Here is a 17,768-nt window from a genome sequence, read left to right on the forward strand (position 1 = left end):
GTGCCAATAGTGTGCCAAAAAACACAGAAATGAAGATAAGTATAGGATACTTATCGGATATCTTGGTGGAGGCGGGGTCTTCCGTACTTTTAGTTTAACTTATTGATTTATATAAAATCACATTTTCCAACCTTGGAAAAGTTACCCCAAAAGTTACCCCATAATCGCTTGGTAGGGTGTTTTTGCCCTGCCGTTTTGGCCGTATTTCAGGCGTTTTTCAGTGTAGGGGAAATTCCCCGCATCTGCAATATGGGGCTGAAAATCGGACGGCCTGCCGGTAAGCGTCAAGGTTTTAAGCGAAGGGGTCAAACAGCTTTATACCCGCGTGCCGCATATCCTTCACGTTGCGGGTGGCCAGTGTCAGGCCGTGCTGCTTGGCCGTGGCCGCTATCCATGAATCGTTTTCAGGGGCGCGGTCGGGGATGTGCAGGCGGGCGCATATTCCCGCTGTTGCCTCGTCTATCGGCAGGATGCGGCCAGTGAATGCGGGTTTGATTACCTGCTCCAGCCATTCCCGCAATATTGCGCCCTGTACGGGGTCTTTGCGCTCCATGCCTAAAACGCCCCTTTCCAGCTCCATCATGACAATTACGCTGGTGTAGAGGCTTTCGGGGCTGGTTTGCTCCAGCCATGCTTTCACATTGCGGTGCATACGCGCGGGGCGGCGTGTCTCGCTGATAACGTTGGTATCCAGCAGGTACATGCTCAATCCTCCCCAAAATCAACAGGCGGCCTTTGCGCGGTGCTGCGCGGCGGTATTTCCAGCTCCACGCCTTCCAGTTTGGCGGCCAGCTCTGCGGCGGGGCTTAGTGCTTCCAATGCGTTTTGCAGCCTGCCGGTCAGCCGCCGATATTCATCATAGCTGATTAGCACATGGCTCATCTTGCCGTGCGTCGTAATGAAGACGGGGGCGGTAGTCGCCTGCTTTTGCGCCTTGCTGGGGTGCTGGTTAAATTCCCTGCTTCCAATGGTGGATAACATGATTGTGTCTCCCTTTTGTAGCTATGTGCCTATTATGGGTATTGTTGCCTATACAGGCAAGCCCGCCGCCCCCAATCCGCCTGTAAAAGTCAATTTGCATGGGGTTAATTCAAAATCCGCCCGCCCTCAATCCGCCTGCTCCCCAAAAAAAAACCGTATATATACAAAAAAACGCTGGTTACCGTGGTTACCGCGCCTGTAAGCCCCGTGGTTATTGGGTTTGTCGGTAACCACACACAAATCTTTACATAGTTACCGCTGGTTACCGCCCTCCCATTTCGGGCATAAACACATGAAAATAAACGGGTAACCACTGGTAACCACACGGTAACCAGTAAATTTATGTATTGTGGTTACCGCTTTTTCGTGTTTTTATTATTTATATTCATATGGTTGTAAATGTAAAGTTTTGTGGTAACCACGGTAACCACTACTTTTCTCGCGCGCATATAGGTTTTTTTTCACGGGTGGCGGTCAGAATGCCCGTTTTGTGGACATGCCGTTTCCTGCGCCGTGGCTGCGTTTTTAGACGGGGTAGGTGCTTTTGTGTGGGTTGGTTATGACTGGAAGGCGGAAACGCCGTTTGTGATGCTTCTAGGCCGTCTGCCGTGCGTTTTAGGGTGTTTGGATGTGGAAAAGGCCGCCTGTTGTTTCAGACGGCCTTATTTTTTGCTATTGGTTTTATCGGTTTGATTGCTTTTGACTATTCCTCCGTTTCGGGCGGGGCTTCGTTGACAAGGACGTAGTAGCGGGATGCCGTGCCGTTGCGTTTGCGCTGGTGTTCGGGGGTGCATTGGTTGCAGATGTAGCCGCCGCCGTGTTTGTGGTCGGTGTAGCGGAATCGGTCTTTGCCGCCGCAATGCGGGCAGGGCTGGTGTTTGCGGGTGTTTAAGAGTTTGGCGGGGATGCCTAGGGCGGCATGGATTTCAGGCCAGCGGCCATAGGCGGCGTTCTTGATGGCGGTCAAATCGGGTTTCATGGCCTGCCCTCCAAATCGGCGGCCAGCCTGCCGTAAATTGCCGCCCGCTCCCCTTTGCGCGGCTCGCTCTCCAGTATCAGAAACAGCAAATCGGGCGTTTCCGCCGTCAGTTCGGCTAATCTGCGCTTGGCTGCGGCCTTGCTCGGAAACAGCCCTACGGCCTGATAGCGGTAGGTCAGCGGCTCTTGTTCGTAGCCTGCGGCCAGCAGGCAGGGCTTGGAATGAAGGCGTGGTTGGGGTTGTTGTACGGGTTTGGTTTCGGGTTTCATGGTTTCCCTCCTTGCAGGGCTGGAATTTCAGCCTTGTTCAAACTATTTAAAATCAACGTGTTATGCGTTTGCTACGGATGCAGGAAGCCCGAGCCGTCTGAATCGTCAGGGCGCGGGGATGGGGTCAGTTCGGGGATTTCAGGCGGTAGGCCATGCGGGCATAGCTGCCGTTTTCGGGGGTAAGGACGGCAAAGCCCGCCCATTCCTTGAGGTCGTCCGAAAGGGCGGCGATGAAGGCCAGGCAGGCTTGATGTGCCGCTTCGCGGTCGGCATAGAAGCCCAAGGGCTGCCAGCGGCAGGAAACCGCGTCTACGTCTTGATGGTGGTTTTCGGGGATGGCTACGGCGGCGATAAGCTGCGCGGGGATGTTGTTTTGCATTTTCATGCTCCTAATCAATTTGAGATTTGAGAAGCCCGTATAGGGGGCGGTGCTCTCTCCTGTGATTAGTCAGGCGCGGGCGTTACCGTTACCGCACACCGCCATAACTTGAGATAGGCCGTCTGAAAAACGGACTATGGGAAATGGCATGAAAAAATCCGCAAGCCGTGCGGATGTTTCGGCTAATCAATTTGAGAGAGAAGTCCTATTCTGCTTCCCTAGGCTCAATCTGTCAATGGGTTTCGGGCGGCTGCTCCCCTTAAAAGCAAGGGGAGTATGCAAGTTCCTGATTTTTCAGGAAAGCCGTTTTTGGCTTTTGTCATCTCGTAATCTCTTTTAAGGCTTCGGACAATGCGCCCTGAAAGTCCTCTTTGGACATTTGCACTTGCCCGGCCTTCGGTGTCATGCTGCCGTCGGACGACTTCATATCCAATTCCGATTTTTCGCCGTACTTCTTCGGCGCAAGGCGGGCGGCCTTCCATTTGCGGGCATCTATCCTTACCCTCGCCTTGGCTATTTCCTCATGGGTGGGCGGGCAGTCGTCGGCGATTTTGATTATCTCGTCGGCGTATAAGTCCGCCTGTTGTTCACGCGCGTGCGCGTATCGCTCCGAAAACGCCCCGCCCTCTGCCAGCCATTTGTAAACGGTGCTTTCTGCGGGCATATTCTTCCTGCGGCAGATTTCGGCCATGCTGTGCCCCTGTGCCAGCATCTCGCAAATGCGTTCTTCAAGCTCCCGCCTGTTATCGTGCATGGTTTGTTCCTTTGCTCAAATTACTAAAAAATACTAATTCGGGGAAAGCCGTTCGCGTGGGGAGACGGCCTTTTCCATTGGTATAAACTTCCAAAGTTTCATGTTAAACAGCCTGTTAATATTCCTTTAACAGCTTTGCAGAAGAAAAAATTCTGCGCATGGGAATGCGGGGGGTTTCCAAAAATATCAGGCCGTAAACTTTCAAGCCCCCATGCCACCCAATTCATACGCGCGCGCACGCGCGGGCGCGTAATGCTCACGAAATACCCCCGCCGCGCTTTCAGACGGCCTTTGTCGGCGGCCTGCCAAGTCTGCCTAAGCAGCACGCTTCGGCAGGATGGCGGCCATGCCGTGCCGGTAGGATGCGGCCATATCGAACAGGGCGGCCTTGCGCTCCCGATAGCCCATGCCGCTGCCGATTAGGGCGGCGTTACGGGCTTCCAAGCGTGTCAGCAGGGATAAGCCCGCCTTGTCCAGCCTGTCGCGCTCCAGCGGCTTAAATTGCCCCGTCAATGCGGCATTGCACAATAGGGCTTCGTTGCCGTAGTGATGCGGCAAGGTGGCCTTGCCTTCAGCCTGCCGTTTGCTTTGCAGGATTTCGCTCATGACTTGGTAGCCTATGCTGCTTTGCGCCCTTGCCTTGCCCCATTCCCGCCCGCTGCTTATCAGGGCTTCTATCTGCTCATCACACCATAGGGCAAAATCAATATCACACCAGCGGGCGAAGGCTACGGCCAGTTTCGGGTGCAGCCATGTGCCCTGCGCTCCCGGCTGTGATAAATCGCCGCCTTTCTTGGTTTTGACGAAGTGGGATTTTCTCACTTCGCTTTTGCCCTGTTTTTCCGCTTCGCGTTTGCAAAGTGCCTGAATGTAGCGTTCCGTTTCGGGCAGGCGTAGCCAGTCGATAGGCCGCCTGCCGAACATGGCCGCTATTTCGGTAGCGTTAAACCACGCTTCGTGGTCGGCATGGACAGGCAGGCCTTGATAGTCCAGTTTGAGGATGCTCATACCCTGCCCTCCGACACCAGCGAATAACGCCCGCGCTGCACGGTTTGGCCGTATTGGTTCTCTACATGCTCCATGGTGCAGGCGATTTGATACCCTGCCCGCCGTAGCTCTAGGATGCGGGCGTTACAGCCCATAATGCCCATTTGGTGCATCTCGTAGGCGGTCAGGCTCTGCCCGCTTTGCAGCACGGCAAGGATGCGCTCCCTTTGGCTGGGAATGGTAGAATGGTGCTTTCTCGTTTGGCTGCCGCTCTTTTGGGCGGCTGTTTTTTTGTCCATGATGCGCCCCCCCCTTTCAGCCTGCCGCCTGCTCGGCCAGCCATTGTTTTACTTCGCCCGCTACATAGAAGCGGCTGCGCGTGCCTGCGATTTGGCGGGATTTGGGAAACCTGCCGCCCGCTTCAAGCCGTCTGATTTGGCTGCCGCTCAAGCGGGTAATGCCGCGCCGCCCTTTGGCTTGGCTGGTTTCCAGTTCGGCTATGGTTAATTGCGCGGTATCGGGCAAGGTGTCGATATTGATGATTTGCATAGATTACCTCCGTGTGTTTAAACATACCTGCTTTGTGCTGGCGTTTCGGTAGGCAAAAGAATAGCCGCCTCTATGGGCGGCTTGTTCTAATTAGATTTTTTTAGGGTCGCTCAATTCTAATTAGATTCAGTTTGAAAAGCGTTCTATGCCTTGCAGAATGTATTTGCCGATAGTGTCCCTGCTAGGGGGTTTGCCCAGTTTGTCAGACTGCCTTTGCCATTCTTGGAGTATGGTTTCGGCGGCCTCGTATGGCTTGCTGCAATCTGTTTTTGTGTACATGCAGGCAAGGGCGGCTATGATGTGGGCTTGCATGTTTTCAGCTCTTTTCTGTTGCGGCGTGTTTGCGTATGGCCGGTCGGCCTGTTCCGCATCTTCCTTGGTATCTCCATCATTGGCGGGCTGCTCGCCTTTGGTTTGACTATCTTGTTTAAACTCTTGCCAACCGTGAAAATTTTCCAGCCCGCATTTGTTTTTTAAAAAACTGACTACTGTATTTTTTTTCAGATAGATATCCGAATATTCATTATTGACTATAAAATCCGGGTCGTTTTCCGAAATACCGCTATCAAAGCAGTTGTAGAGTGCCACAAACTTTAGGAAATGAAATAACGGGCGTTTATAACTAACCTGTTTATATACACCAGATACCTCGTTAATAAAACATTTATCATCTACATAGCCCAAAGGGATATCTTCATAAGTTCCGTACCTCTGTTCATATTTCTGCAAAAGAAATTTTGCAGTATCACTAAGGCTCGGATTATCACCGTCTAATTCCTGCACCAGTAAAACAATATCTTCCAGCAAAATATATTTGTCATGCTCTTTGTTAATTTCAGAAGCAATAAAGCCCATATAACGCCTTATATCAAAATTAGTTTTCAGACGGCCTAGGCAATCGCCTCAATGCCCTTGTTTTTGACTATTGTCAGCAGCTTCAAAGCCGCTCCGCTCGGTTTTTTAATCCCCCGCTCCCAGTCGGAAACTTGGTTTTTGCCAATGTTCAGATACATGGCAAAGGCGGCCTGCGATAGGGCTTCCCGCTCCCTAATCGCCTTGATTGCCTCCCCGTCCAGCGGCTCTATGCCGGTCAGACGGGATTTATCAAAATCGCGCATGGTCTTTTTGTCGATAACACCAGCTTCATGAAGCCCCTTCATGGTTTCGTGTATGGCTGCTAATGCTTCGTTTTTGTATTTCATGGCTTGATTCTTTCGTAATGCTTAGGATGATAGTTTATCCTCCCGTTTGCTGCAATATGCCCGATTGCGCCTTCAGGCCGTCCAGATAATCCGCCCATGCCTGTACCATTTCGGCGCGTTGCTCCAAGTATTCCGCGTGGTTGTAGGTCGTCCTTGTCGCGTTGGGGTCTTTGTGGGCAAGCTGCCGCTCTATCCAGTCGGAATTGAAGCCCATCTCATTCAGGCGCGTGCTTGCCATATGGCGGAAGCCGTGCGGCGTGATTTGGTCTAGGAAGCCAAGCCGTGCCAATGCTTTGCGTGCCGCGCCTTCGCTCAAGGGCTTTTTGCTGCCGATGTTGGCAAACACAAATTCATGATGCCCCGTTACGGGCTTCAGGCCTTCCAGTATCGCTAAGGCTTGGCGGCTCAATGGGACAATGTGGCCTATCCCGTTTTTCATCTCCTCCCCGTCTTTGCGGTATTGCCGCGCCTCCCAGTCGATTTCACACCAGCGCAACAGCCGCAATTCGGACGGGCGGGCGAAAACATAGGGGGAAAGTTGCAGCAATGCGCGTGTTTGCGGGCTGCCCGTGTAGCCGTCTAAGGCTCGCAACAGCCCGCCTATCTTTTCGGGGTCGGTAATGGTTCGGTAATGTTTCTGCTCCACCTGTGCCAGCTCTCCCCGCAATTCGGCGGCGGGGTTGAATATGCACAATCTCAACATGACTGCGTAGCGGAAAACCTGATTTACCACGTCATAGACTTTATGCGCCGTATCGTGTTTGCCTGCCGCCTCCAGCCGTTGCAGCAAGCCCAGCACTTCAAGCGGCATGATTTCGCCTATTTGGCGGCGGGCAAGGTCGGGGAAGATGTGCAGCTCAAGGCTGCGGATAACGCGCCCCGCATGGTCGGGCTTCCATTTGTCGGGCTTGGCCGCTTGGTCGGCGTGCCATTTTCGGGCAACGGCTTCAAACGTGTTATTCATCTGCTCTGCCTGCCTCTGCGCCTCGTTTTGCCGGTATAGCTTCGGGTCTATCCCCCTTGCTACCAGCCCGCGCAATTCCTCCCGCTCCTCCCTTGCCTCTTTCAGGCTCATGGCGGGATAGATGCCAAGCCGTATCTCGTCCCGCTTGTTGTCGGATGGGCGGTAATAGCGGAAACGCCAATACTTGCCGTTGCCCCTTGCCTGAAGGGATAGGCCGCCGCCGTCCGACAACTGGTTGGGCGGCTCTAGTTTTTTGCATTGGCTGTCTGTTAGGGGAAGGGTTGGTTTTGGCATTTTTAAGTCCGTTTTGGGGTAACTTATGCAAAAGGCTGGAAGCCTTATAAATAAAGGGTTTCAGGCGGTTTTGGGGTAACTTGTTTCAAAAAACGGCGGGAAAATCGGGGGATTTGGGGCGTTTTTTGGGGTAATTCGTGAAAAGTTACCCCAAAAGTTACCCCATAAATGGCGGAAACTCAAGCATACGCCAGCACATTCAGGGTAACAAAAAAGCCTTGAAACTGTTATATTTCAAGGCTCTATGCTTACTTCAGGATACTGTGGAAAACTAGGTATGGTGGAGGCGGGGGGAATTGAACCCACCTAGCCCGTAACCAGTAGTATGTGTATAGACAAACGCCCTTGATTTAGGGCGTTTTTTTATCTGTTCATATACTACTGGCTGCGGTTATTTGTGCCACGATTTGTGCCAAACCCAACGAGGGTATTCCCATCGATACTCAAATCGACCAATGCAAAAAAAACTCAAGAACTCGGTACCAGTGTGCTACAGATTTTCCGCAACAAACATATCAAAGATACCAAGCAGCGCAAACTACTACAAATCCAATCGGATCCTGACTTACAAACCGCCCGATTTCAGGGTCGTAATACCGGAAACGGTTGTAGTGCAGCCCGCTTTCTTCGTCGTAATACTGACCTTGGAAGCGGAACGGGATGTTGACTTTAGGGCCGTCTGAAACGGTTTCGTTACGGATTTTGCCCCATGCTTCGTATTCGGCCGTCCATACGGCTTCGCCTTTTGCATTGTGTGCGGCAATCGGCGTGCCGAGATGGTCGAGTTGATAATAAACCAATTCGGGCTGCGCTTCGGACTGCTCTTGGGGTTCGGGCGGGATTTTCAGCAGCGGATCGGTTTCGGGGTCGTAGCTGTACGGCTCGGCTGACGCCCGAATGTCTTTACTTCATGGCGATCCGATACTTTTAACTGAAAAGGTCGTCTGAAAAGACGGAGAACTTTTCAGACGACCTTACTTTACTTTTTGACAAATAGAAAGACAAACAGTTATTCAGGCGAATACACAACCATTACACCATTCGGAAACTCCCCTTTCCAACCACAAGGAAAGCCACCATTTTTATAGACTTCAATTTGCTTTTCAATAAAATCATCTTTTATTTTAGAAAAGATCCCATATGCAGCAAAAGTTAAGAAGTCATTATAAACAAAATCTATAAACGGCTCAGGAAACAAATATTGATTTTCTTGTTGTAGCTGTAAAATTAAATTCCATAACTGATCTTTATAGGTTCTCCACAAATATTCCGCTTTTAATTCTGCTTCCATGGTCATTCCTTCAAAAAGGTAAGTCAGGGGGGTTCTTTCGCCAAGCAAATCTGGATAGCTGCTATATATGGTGTAATCTGGATCTTGCGTTTCATATAAATCTTGAGCCTCTGATTTATCATGAATAACAAAATACCCTTGAAGATTAAAATTCCCATGAAAAAATGATGGGCTTTTTAAAATCTCAAATAATTCTTTTTGTTTACTATTAAATCTAATTTTCAATTTTTCTAACATATTAGTAACCTCTTAAAAGACCATCCCATTGTTGATCAGTGGCATCAGAGCTTTTCATAATAGGCTCTCCTCTCTGTAACATTCTTCGCAAAGATTTCTGCAAAGCCAGTAACTTGCTCTTTTGTTGGAGGCATGACCCTTTTGATCCTATCCTAACAATTGCTCTTCGAATAGCGCCAGAGTACGCTTCATGCTTAGAATTATGCTGAGCATTCCCAAACCAAGGGCTTCCCTTTCTTGGATGATCATTAATATTTCTTGGCAATCCTATCAAATTACCTAAATTATCTACATCCATACCATGACACCTTAAAATATTGCCCGAATCCTCCCTCTTAAAAATATCTTGGGGAATAATGTGATGAACCTGATATTTTCCTCTATCTTGTTCTCCAGCACGCTCCCAAAACTTATCTCTATAGTTCTTCAATCCCAACGGATCGACCCAAACAATTGGATTCGGTGCATACTCAAACAGATTCATTCCACCCTGCAAACCAATCGGATCCTGACTCACAAACCGCCCGATTTCAGGGTCGTAATACCGGAAACGGTTGTAGTGCAGCCCGCTTTCTTCGTCGTAATACTGACCTTGGAAACGGAACGGGATGTTGACTTTGAGGCCGTCTGAAACGGTTTCTTGACGGATTCTGCCCCATGCTTCATATTCGGCCGTCCATACGGCTTCGCCTTTTGCATTGTGTGCGGCAATCGGCGTACCGAGATGGTCGAGTTGGTAATAAACCAATTCGGGCTGCGCTTCGGACTGCCCTTGGGGTTCGGGCGGGATTTTCAGTAGCGGATCGGTTTCGGGGTCGTAGCTGTACGGCTCAACGGGTTTGTCTTCCCTTTCTATGCCTATCGGCGAGGTCGTCTGAAATTGCGCCAGCGGTTCGAATGTACCGGGTTCGAACAGGTAATGGGTGTTTTGTCCGTTGGTGCTTTCGATGGCAAGGGTGTCTTCCTGCCAGTGGTAGACGGTGGTTTCTCCGTTGCGGATTTTGGCGGTACGCCTGCCCAACGGATCGTAGCGGTATTCGGTACTGCCGTTGCGGTTTTCTATTTTAACGAGTTGGTTGTAGCCGTTCCAGTGATAGTCTGTGGCTTCGCCGTTGCGGGTTTTACGGATCAGGTTGCCGCGTTGGTCGTAGTCGTAGTGTACGCCCGCGTACTCTTTAAGCAGGTTGCCCCAGACTTTGTTTAAGGACGATTTTTCTTGACTGTTTGTTTGGCCTGTATGGTTTTGTTTGTTGCCGCTTAGGTCGAGACGGTTGTCGGCGGGGTCGAAGGCAAAGGTTTCGCTAAAGTCGGGTGTGACGGCGGCGATCAGCCTGCCTAAGGGATCGTAGCGGTATTGGGTTTGGCTTCCTTTGCTTTGGATGTGGGTCAGTTGTCCGGCGGCATCGTAGCCGTATTCGCGCCGGCTGCGGTTGTGGATTTGCTGCAGGATTCTGCCCATTGGGTCGTATTGTGTTTGTTGGCGGATATGTCTGCCAAAGGTGCGTTCGGTTTCTCGGTGTAGTTTGTCGCGCTCGAAGGCGGCTATTTCGTTACGGTTGAGGGTAATGCCGTGCAGGTGGCCGCTGCCATAGTGGAGGTAACCGATACGCTGCCCGTCGGGACGGATGGTTTCGGTACGGTTGCCCAATGCGTCATAGCGGTGATGCCAGACATGGCTTCGGGCGGTGCCGTCCAAGCTGTCGTGACGGTATTCTCTGATGAGGTTGCCGAGTTTGTCGTAGATTCATTAGGGATATATGAAACCCTATCATTCATTAAACAGGTGTATATCTAGGCAGTGAATTTATCTCTGTAGCCAACCACTCTTTGGAGGTAATAAGCCTAGTTGATTCAACAGGAAGAAACTCCAAATATTTCAGCTTTAAATCATTCACTCTTTGTCGAAATTTTTCTGAAACAATCAAAGAACATTTAGTCTCATGTTTAATATCAAATAAATCATAATCACAATTATCCAAAATACTTATTTTAAGTAATTCATCAACTCCATAAAACTGCTCATATTCGCATTCTTTTAGGTTTGCAACAGCTTCTATCTTTAATTTATCTGTAGTCATCGCATAATAAGTTCGATTTAATATGATATCTCTTGTTTTTCCATTCATATATTTTACAGGTTTTATTTGTAAAATATTTGTCTTCATTCCATCTAAACACTGCATAAATTCTTGAGTAATGATATAAGTGTATTCAGATAAACTACGCACTGGATAGTCATATTCCCTTAAATTAGAGATCAAAATAAGATTATCAGGAAGCATAATTTTTTTACACTTTCTAGTTATCCCTGCATACCAAGGGAGAGAACCATATTCCACCTTAAAATCATTCAATTGAAACGATGGAAGAAACTCCTCTGGCAGTAAATAATTATTGTAAAATCCAACTCCGCATGGGACAGAATGGCTGATTGTCAAATAATAAAATTTCATAATTAAAATCCTAACTAAGTCTTTCTGGGCATTGATTTGGTAAAAGTGGGGCAGATAGTCTGCTTCTTTCATTCATTTGCAGTAAAGCTACCTGTCTCCTTGCTTCTGCAGCACTAATTGTCTTATTCTCAAATCTAGCTTTAATGGCTAATAATCTTCGATCAATTGAATTTGAGTAGCCATCATGGCTACCAGAATGATAATATCTTCTATTCATTCTTCTAGCCTTTTCCATACTTTCTGGCATTTTTAAGCCGTTCGCTCTACTTTCTCTATCCTGTATTGTCATGCCAATAGGAGTAAAAAAAGTATCTTGATATTTATTCCATACTGCAAATGGTATCAAATGATGAGCTTGCAATTGATCTCCTTTAGCTCCTGCTAGTGCATCATTTAGTTTACAATTTCTTGCTTTACTCAATCCAAATGGATCAACCCAGCCAACCGGATTCGGCGCATACTCAAACAGATTCATTCCACCCATCAACCCAATCGGATCCTGACTCACAAACCGCCCGATTTCAGGGTCGTAATAGCGGAAACGGTTGTAGTGCAGCCCGCTTTCTTCGTCGTAATACTGACCTTGGAAGCGGAACGGGATGTTGACTTTGAGGCCGTCTGAAACGGTTTCGTTACGGATCCTGCCCCATGCTTCGTATTCCGCCGTCCATACGGCTTCGCCTTTTGCATTGTGTGCGGCAATCGGCGTGCCCAGATGGTCGAGTTGATAATAAACCAATTCGGGCTGCGCTTCGGACTGCCCTTGGGGTTCGGGCGGGATTTTCAGTAGCGGATCGGTTTCGGGGTCGTAGCTGTACGGCTCAACGGGTTTGTCTTCCCTTTCTATGCCTATCGGCGAGGTCGTCTGAAATTGCGCCAGCGGTTCGAATGTACCGGGTTCGAACAGGTAATGGGTGTTTTGTCCGTTGGTGCTTTCGATGGCAAGGGTGTCTTCCTGCCAGTGGTAGACGGTGGTTTCTCCGTTGCGGATTTTGGCGGTACGCCTGCCCAACGGATCGTAGCGGTATTCGGTACTGCCGTTGCGGTTTTCTATTTTAACGAGTTGGTTGTAGCCGTTCCAGTGATAGTCTGTGGCTTCGCCGTTGCGGGTTTTACGGATCAGGTTGCCGCGTTGGTCGTAGTCGTAGTGTACGCCCGCGTACTCTTTAAGCAGGTTGCCCCAGACTTTGTTTAAGGACGATTTTTCTTGACTGTTTGTTTGGCCTGTATGGTTTTGTTTGTTGCCGCTTAGGTCGAGACGGTTGTCGGCGGGGTCGAAGGCAAAGGTTTCGCTAAAGTCGGGTGTGACGGCGGCGATCAGCCTGCCTAAGGGATCGTAGCGGTATTGGGTTTGGCTTCCTTTGCTTTGGATGTGGGTCAGTTGTCCGGCGGCATCGTAGCCGTATTCGCGCCGGCTGCGGTTGTGGATTTGCTGCAGGATTCTGCCCATTGGGTCGTATTGTGTTTGTTGGCGGATATGTCTGCCAAAGGTGCGTTCGGTTTCTCGGTGTAGTTTGTCGCGCTCGAAGGCGGCTATTTCGTTACGGTTGAGGGTAATGCCGTGCAGGTGGCCGCTGCCATAGTGGAGGTAACCGATACGCTGCCCGTCGGGACGGATGGTTTCGGTACGGTTGCCCAATGCGTCATAGCGGTGATGCCAGACATGGCTTCGGGCGGTGCCGTCCAGGCTGTCGTGGCGGTATTCTCTGATAAGGTTGCCGAGTTTGTCGTAGAAGTATTGGTGGCGGCTGTGGGCGTTTTGGGTTCCTGCCAGTCTGCCGCTTGGGTCATAGGCGTAGTTTTCTTTGTCGGTTTCGTGTACTTCTCCGTTTTCATCGGTCACAAGGATGCTGCGGCTTTCGATACGGCCGGCGGGGTCGTAGTCCAGCTTGGTGACGGTACCGGCTTCGTCTATGCGTTCAAGCATGCCGCCTTGGGCGTAATGGTAGCGGGTGATTTTACCGTCAAAGCCTTTTTCTTCGGTCAGCGCGCCGACGCTGTTGTAGCGGAAGCCGTAAAGATCGCCGTTTTGGTTCAGCAGCCCGACCAAACGGCTGTTAAGGTCGTATCGGTATTGGACTTGTTGTCCGAGTGCATCGGTACGGATGAAGAGACGGCCGCCTTTGTCGTAGGTGTAGCGGGTGCTTTGCTTGAGTGGATCGGTATGCTCAAGCAATCTGCCTTCCGCATCATGCAGGTAGGATTCCCTCGTGCCGTCTGCTTGGACCACCGCCTCGGGATTGCCCCTTGAGTCGTAGCTATAGTGTGTGCTATTGCCTTCGGCATCGGTTTGGGTTTGCAGACGACCTCTGTCGTCATATTGCCAGCGGCTGGTATAGCCGGAGCAGTCGGTATGACTTGCAATTTGTCCATCCTTCGTCCAAGTCAGGGTTTTAATGCCACCAAGTGCGTCAGTGATTTCTATCGGTAAGCCTGCATCATTGTAGCGATAGCGGGTTTCGTTCTCTTCGGGGTCTGTTTCAAGAATCATGTTGCCGTTGGCATCATATTGACGCAACCAGCGGTGTCCCTCGGGGTCGGTAACGGCAGTCAGATTATTATCGGCATCGTATTCGAAAGAAACGACAGTGCCGGAGGGTGGTCAAGCGGAGGGGATTGTTGGTGGAAAGGCCGTCTGAAAGTATTTTTCAGACGGCTTTTAGACATAGGATTGGCAACACAATCATTATTTAATCAGTATTTTTACCTTTATTTTTTAAATAGTCGGTATATATCTTCGGCAGTGGGTCTTGATAGCTTTCGTCTATTTTTATGCCCAGCCTTTTCAGCTCGCGTTCTTTTTCCATACGGTATTTATCATTAGACTGCAATACTTCTTCCACCATGGGCAGCCACTTTGCAGGGATAAAGCGGTCGTCGTTATCTCTCTTGTAAACACCACTGTAATCCTGAAATTTATATTCCAAAGCATCAAACTCCATACTAATCTTATATATCGAGTAGCCTTGCCAATATTCGTTGGAGTCTGCATTAAGGCTAATAGACAATATAACTCCGTCGACATACAGTTCATAGGAAAGGCTTTCAAGTCCTTGGGTAAAGACATTCAGCCACTCCTGCTCGCTTGGTTCGTAATCTATATAGACATATTCCCCACCCTGAAAAATATCTATTTTATCGACCATCCGTGCGCCGCCAGGATAGTAATACCGCTTCCAGCCTTTAGCTTGCAGCTCCCGTAGCAGTCCTAAAAACTTTTTCCTTGCCTGAAGATGTTTGTCAGGACTGTCGGAGCGGTAAAACTCCGCATCCACTTCAATACTGGTTACGCCCCAGCCGTTTCCTTCCTGACTGGAAGCCAGTATATGACTGTTGTCCGGCAGCATAAAGCTGTGTTCCCCATGCTTGAAGCGTATCTTGGGATAACCGCCCAGACTGATAAAGCCTGTACTGTATATTTGTTCGTAACCGCCGTTTAAACGGTTAGCCAATTCTTGCTCGTTTTCACGCAGGGAGATTTCGGTAATGCCTGTATTCATTTTCCAATCCTTTTGGGCAAACAGGGGGGCATATGCAATGGCGCATACGGTAAATACTGCTGAGACGGGGAGGATTTTGAGGAGTTTTTTCATATACACTTCCCTTTTAAGCCTTGGGAGTCAGTTTGTCCGAATACCATCCAGCCAAGGCTTTGAGCGAGGCATGGATTTTTTCGGGCTGCTCCTTCATCAGTCTGTGGTATTTTCTTGCTGCCTCCGTAATCCATATCATACGGTGCTCAACATTTTCTACTTTGAAAGGCTCTGGTCCGGAAGGTATGTATTGTATATGTTGATTGACGAAATTTGGCCTCTGTTTGGTTCTCGGCATTTTTTCCAAAACCTCTTTATCCGAAGGGGTGCTGACAAACCTTGAATCTTGACTATTTTGACGTTCGGTCAGTACCAACTTCAAATCGGGTGCTACAGCGGAAAAAAACCTCATCCATCCCATTGCGCTTCTCAGTTTGGGCTTGTTCCAGCAGAGGGGTTGCAGAACGATCCTTTGCTCATGATTGGCAAGTTCGATCAGATGCTTGAATTGCGCTTGTCTTATTTTTTCATCAATTAGTTTGTCTTGAGAACCAGTTTGTTTTCTCTTCATCAGCATTTCAACCTCCTGCAAATATTCAAACGATTTCATCAAATAAGCGCCCTTCCTCGTTTTGAAGTAGCCAATTTCTTTTAATGCCTCAGGTTCTCCAAGAAAACTGATAAACTGTTGGATCGCCGTTGCAACTTTGGGTTGAACCTTGGCTAAGTTAGAATAATCACGCTTTTCAAAACATTTGTTGAAACTTTGTTCGCATTGGTTATACCCCCAGTGCCAAGGGGAAACATCCATAAACAGCCAGAAATTTCCGGCGGCCAGAATTCTAGTTGCGTCATAAGCAAGATCAGACTGCCATGCGCTAAAAGAAAAGGCAACTGTTTTAGAAGCAAATGCCCCTAAGCCCATCCAATAATACCTACCCATCAGTTTGGGATTGCCATATTTTTCCTGTTCCAAATAAAAACGTGCATAGATACCCGCAATGGTCTTTGCCCTTGCTATAGGACTCGCACTGAAAACGGCAGTCTGCCCATTTCGCGATGCAGAGGAAAGCTGCATATAGGCATATTGCTGCCACATATCCCACCATTTCGGGCACTCAACTTGTTCATAAGTGCAAGCTTTAGTATCTGTTTCCGTCTCAGCCTGAACAATATAATCCCCATAAGCCATTTAATTCTCCTTATCTTTTTGAATAAACTCTATTTTATACCATACATTATCCAAGCTCAGCGTTTCCTGCTTATCCGAATAAATACGTTCTGTTTTGCCTTGTTTTGAAGTTTTCAAAAATAATTCTTCATTTTCACTATTTAATTTGACATCCCATTCTTTCAATTTCCTTCCTGAAGGTAACTGTAGTACAAACTGCTGGTTATATCGATCGACAGTTGGCATATTTTTCATATTAACCCCTGCTGATTTCACCCCACTCACCACCAACGGCGCCCTCACCCGCACCACCTTCGGACTCCCGATCTCCACTTCCCCATTCGCCAGTTTGATATACGCCCCCTTACAGGTAATCAGAATCTCCTCCTTCGCCGCGATGGTGATTTTGCCCGCGCTGCTGGTCAGCACCGCATCCTTCAGCGCATTCAGCTGCAATTCGTCATTCTGTGCCTGCACTTCCACTTTGCCCTGATTGGCCTGTACCTTGATGCCGCTGCTTTGCGCAAACAGGTTGAGGCTTTCTGCCGCATGGGCGGTCAGGCTTTGTCCGGCGGTGATGTCGGTATGGTTGCCGCTGACCAAGTGGATGTTTTCATTGGCGGTGTGTAATTGGCTCTGCTGTGTCGCAGTGGCAATACCGGCAGGGGCGGTTTGGATCAAGCCGGCTTCTTTCAGGTCTTTGAGGGCGTCTTTCAGACGACCCCTTTGGGTTTCTTCATCGGTGTGGTGGTTATTGGCGGTTTGGGCGGCTTTGTTCAGGCTTTTGGCGAGGGAAAGAGCCTGTTCGAGTTGGGAAATGGCATCGTCCATATCCAGCACTTTGCCGTTGGCGTCTTGGTTTTGTGCGCTGACGAGTATGCCTTTACCCGCCCGTACGGCACCCCAGCCGTCGGTTCTGAGTTCGAAGCCTTCGCCGTTCTCTCCGCGTTTCTCCCTACCGCTGTCGACGATGTGGCCGAGGTTGAGTTGGGATTTTTGGTAGTCGGTGGCGAGTTTGATGTGCTCCTGACCCTTTTGGTCTTCCATCCTGAGTTTGTTGTTCGCCCAGGTACGGATGACGTTTCTTGTGTTCCAATCGGCAGGGATGTGGTCGGGATGGGCGCTGTCGTGCATAACGCCGGAGATATACGGGCGGTCGGGGTTGCCTTGGACGAAGGACAGCATGACTTCGGTGCCTTCGTGCAGGGGGAAGTGGATGCCGTATTCGGGACCGGCATAGGGTTTGGCGAGCCGGACGGGACGGCTTTCTCCGCCGGGACTCCATTCGTCCAAATCAAACGGCAGTTTGACGCGGTAGCGTCCCATGTCGTCGATGTAGGCGTAGGTGCAGTTCTCTGCCGCGGTTACCCGTGCGGGCAGTGTGCCGGCGATATGGGGGCGCGGGGTGGTGCGTTCGGGACGGAAGGCGAGTTGGGCGGGAACGGCGGTAAAGGTGTGGCTGTAGGCGGTATCGCGGCTGCCGCTGTGTTCCATACTGAGTACGAGCCAACCGTCGGGTGCTTCGGGGAAGGCGGTATCGGTTTGGAACACTTTCATCGGGGAAAGGGCAATGACGTTGCCGCTGCCGTTGGCGACGGTTTGGCGGCAGAGGACGGCTTCGTTCAACAGGGTCGTCTGAACTTCGGCCTCGTCGGGGGTTTTGGGATGAAGGCCCCAGTGTTGTTGTTTGCCCAATAAGACGGTGTTGTCGGCCGATTCTTCGGA

The 17,768-nt window shown here is 49.8% G+C and carries 20 protein-coding genes; all 20 read right to left on the reverse strand.

From position 1 onward, the window contains the following. Positions 1-292: 292 nt before the first annotated feature. Positions 293-703, reverse strand: coding sequence for a type II toxin-antitoxin system VapC family toxin (locus ACTHSL_RS10250; protein ID WP_440381323.1), 411 nt, complete (start codon positions 701-703; stop codon positions 293-295). A 2-nt stretch (positions 704-705) separates the two neighbouring features. Beyond that, positions 706-981, reverse strand: a complete 276-nt coding sequence (locus ACTHSL_RS10255) for a type II toxin-antitoxin system Phd/YefM family antitoxin (protein ID WP_283114241.1) — start codon at positions 979-981, stop codon at positions 706-708. 703 nt (positions 982-1,684) lie between these two features. After that, a complete protein-coding gene (locus ACTHSL_RS10260; protein WP_440381324.1) occupies positions 1,685-1,960 on the reverse strand; it encodes a primase-helicase zinc-binding domain-containing protein in 276 nt (91 codons plus the stop codon). Beyond that, a complete protein-coding gene (locus tag ACTHSL_RS10265) occupies positions 1,957-2,229 on the reverse strand; it encodes a hypothetical protein (protein ID WP_440381325.1) in 273 nt (90 codons plus the stop codon). The genes ACTHSL_RS10260 and ACTHSL_RS10265 overlap by 4 nt, the downstream gene beginning before the upstream one ends. A 124-nt stretch (positions 2,230-2,353) precedes the next feature. Next, positions 2,354-2,608: a hypothetical protein gene (locus tag ACTHSL_RS10270; RefSeq protein WP_440381326.1), complete on the reverse strand. Its 255-nt coding sequence runs from the start codon at positions 2,606-2,608 to the stop codon at positions 2,354-2,356. Positions 2,609-2,927: 319 nt separating this feature from the next. Continuing rightward, complete coding sequence (locus ACTHSL_RS10275; RefSeq protein ID WP_440381327.1) at positions 2,928-3,362, reverse strand: hypothetical protein; 435 nt, start codon at positions 3,360-3,362, stop codon at positions 2,928-2,930. A 315-nt stretch (positions 3,363-3,677) separates the two neighbouring features. Beyond that, positions 3,678-4,370, reverse strand: coding sequence for a KilA-N domain-containing protein (locus tag ACTHSL_RS10280; protein WP_440381328.1), 693 nt, complete (start codon positions 4,368-4,370; stop codon positions 3,678-3,680). Next, positions 4,367-4,648, reverse strand: coding sequence for a helix-turn-helix domain-containing protein (locus tag ACTHSL_RS10285; RefSeq protein ID WP_440381329.1), 282 nt, complete (start codon positions 4,646-4,648; stop codon positions 4,367-4,369). The genes ACTHSL_RS10280 and ACTHSL_RS10285 overlap by 4 nt, the downstream gene beginning before the upstream one ends. A 16-nt stretch (positions 4,649-4,664) precedes the next feature. After that, positions 4,665-4,898 (reverse strand): helix-turn-helix transcriptional regulator, encoded by a 234-nt coding sequence (locus ACTHSL_RS10290; RefSeq protein WP_107883995.1) that lies wholly within the window; start codon positions 4,896-4,898, stop codon positions 4,665-4,667. A gap of 126 nt (positions 4,899-5,024) precedes the next feature. After that, positions 5,025-5,753, reverse strand: a complete 729-nt coding sequence (locus tag ACTHSL_RS10295; protein ID WP_440381330.1) for a hypothetical protein — start codon at positions 5,751-5,753, stop codon at positions 5,025-5,027. A 35-nt stretch (positions 5,754-5,788) separates the two neighbouring features. Then, positions 5,789-6,100 carry a helix-turn-helix domain-containing protein gene (locus tag ACTHSL_RS10300; protein WP_440381331.1) on the reverse strand — a complete coding sequence of 104 codons (312 nt, stop codon included), beginning with the start codon at positions 6,098-6,100 and terminating at the stop codon, positions 5,789-5,791. Between the two features lie 34 nt (positions 6,101-6,134). Then, positions 6,135-7,358: a tyrosine-type recombinase/integrase gene (locus ACTHSL_RS10305; protein ID WP_440381332.1), complete on the reverse strand. Its 1,224-nt coding sequence runs from the start codon at positions 7,356-7,358 to the stop codon at positions 6,135-6,137. Positions 7,359-7,873: 515 nt separating this feature from the next. Next, positions 7,874-8,158, reverse strand: a complete 285-nt coding sequence (locus ACTHSL_RS10310) for an RHS repeat domain-containing protein (RefSeq protein ID WP_440381333.1) — start codon at positions 8,156-8,158, stop codon at positions 7,874-7,876. 209 nt (positions 8,159-8,367) lie between these two features. Next, a complete protein-coding gene (locus tag ACTHSL_RS10315; protein WP_440381334.1) occupies positions 8,368-8,886 on the reverse strand; it encodes a hypothetical protein in 519 nt (172 codons plus the stop codon). Between the two features lies 1 nt (position 8,887). Then, the gene (locus ACTHSL_RS10320) at positions 8,888-10,582 is read right to left on the reverse strand and encodes an RHS repeat-associated core domain-containing protein (protein ID WP_440381335.1); all 1,695 of its coding nucleotides are present in this window, start codon (positions 10,580-10,582) and stop codon (positions 8,888-8,890) included. 79 nt (positions 10,583-10,661) lie between these two features. Further along, positions 10,662-11,339 carry a hypothetical protein gene (locus ACTHSL_RS10325; RefSeq protein WP_440381336.1) on the reverse strand — a complete coding sequence of 226 codons (678 nt, stop codon included), beginning with the start codon at positions 11,337-11,339 and terminating at the stop codon, positions 10,662-10,664. Between the two features lie 10 nt (positions 11,340-11,349). Then, positions 11,350-13,857 carry an RHS repeat-associated core domain-containing protein gene (locus ACTHSL_RS10330; RefSeq protein ID WP_440381337.1) on the reverse strand — a complete coding sequence of 836 codons (2,508 nt, stop codon included), beginning with the start codon at positions 13,855-13,857 and terminating at the stop codon, positions 11,350-11,352. Between the two features lie 172 nt (positions 13,858-14,029). Then, entirely contained in the window at positions 14,030-14,932 is a 903-nt protein-coding gene (locus ACTHSL_RS10335) for a hypothetical protein (protein WP_440381338.1), read from the reverse strand. A gap of 13 nt (positions 14,933-14,945) precedes the next feature. Then, entirely contained in the window at positions 14,946-16,064 is a 1,119-nt protein-coding gene (locus tag ACTHSL_RS10340; protein WP_440381339.1) for a DUF2515 family protein, read from the reverse strand. Further along, on the reverse strand, positions 16,065-17,768 hold a 1,704-nt coding region (vgrG, locus tag ACTHSL_RS10345), incomplete at its 5' end, for a type VI secretion system tip protein VgrG (protein WP_440381340.1).

It is taken from the genome of Neisseria sp. P0008.S010, assembly GCF_051962715.1.
GTDB classification, from domain to species: Bacteria; Pseudomonadota; Gammaproteobacteria; order Burkholderiales; family Neisseriaceae; genus Neisseria; species Neisseria elongata.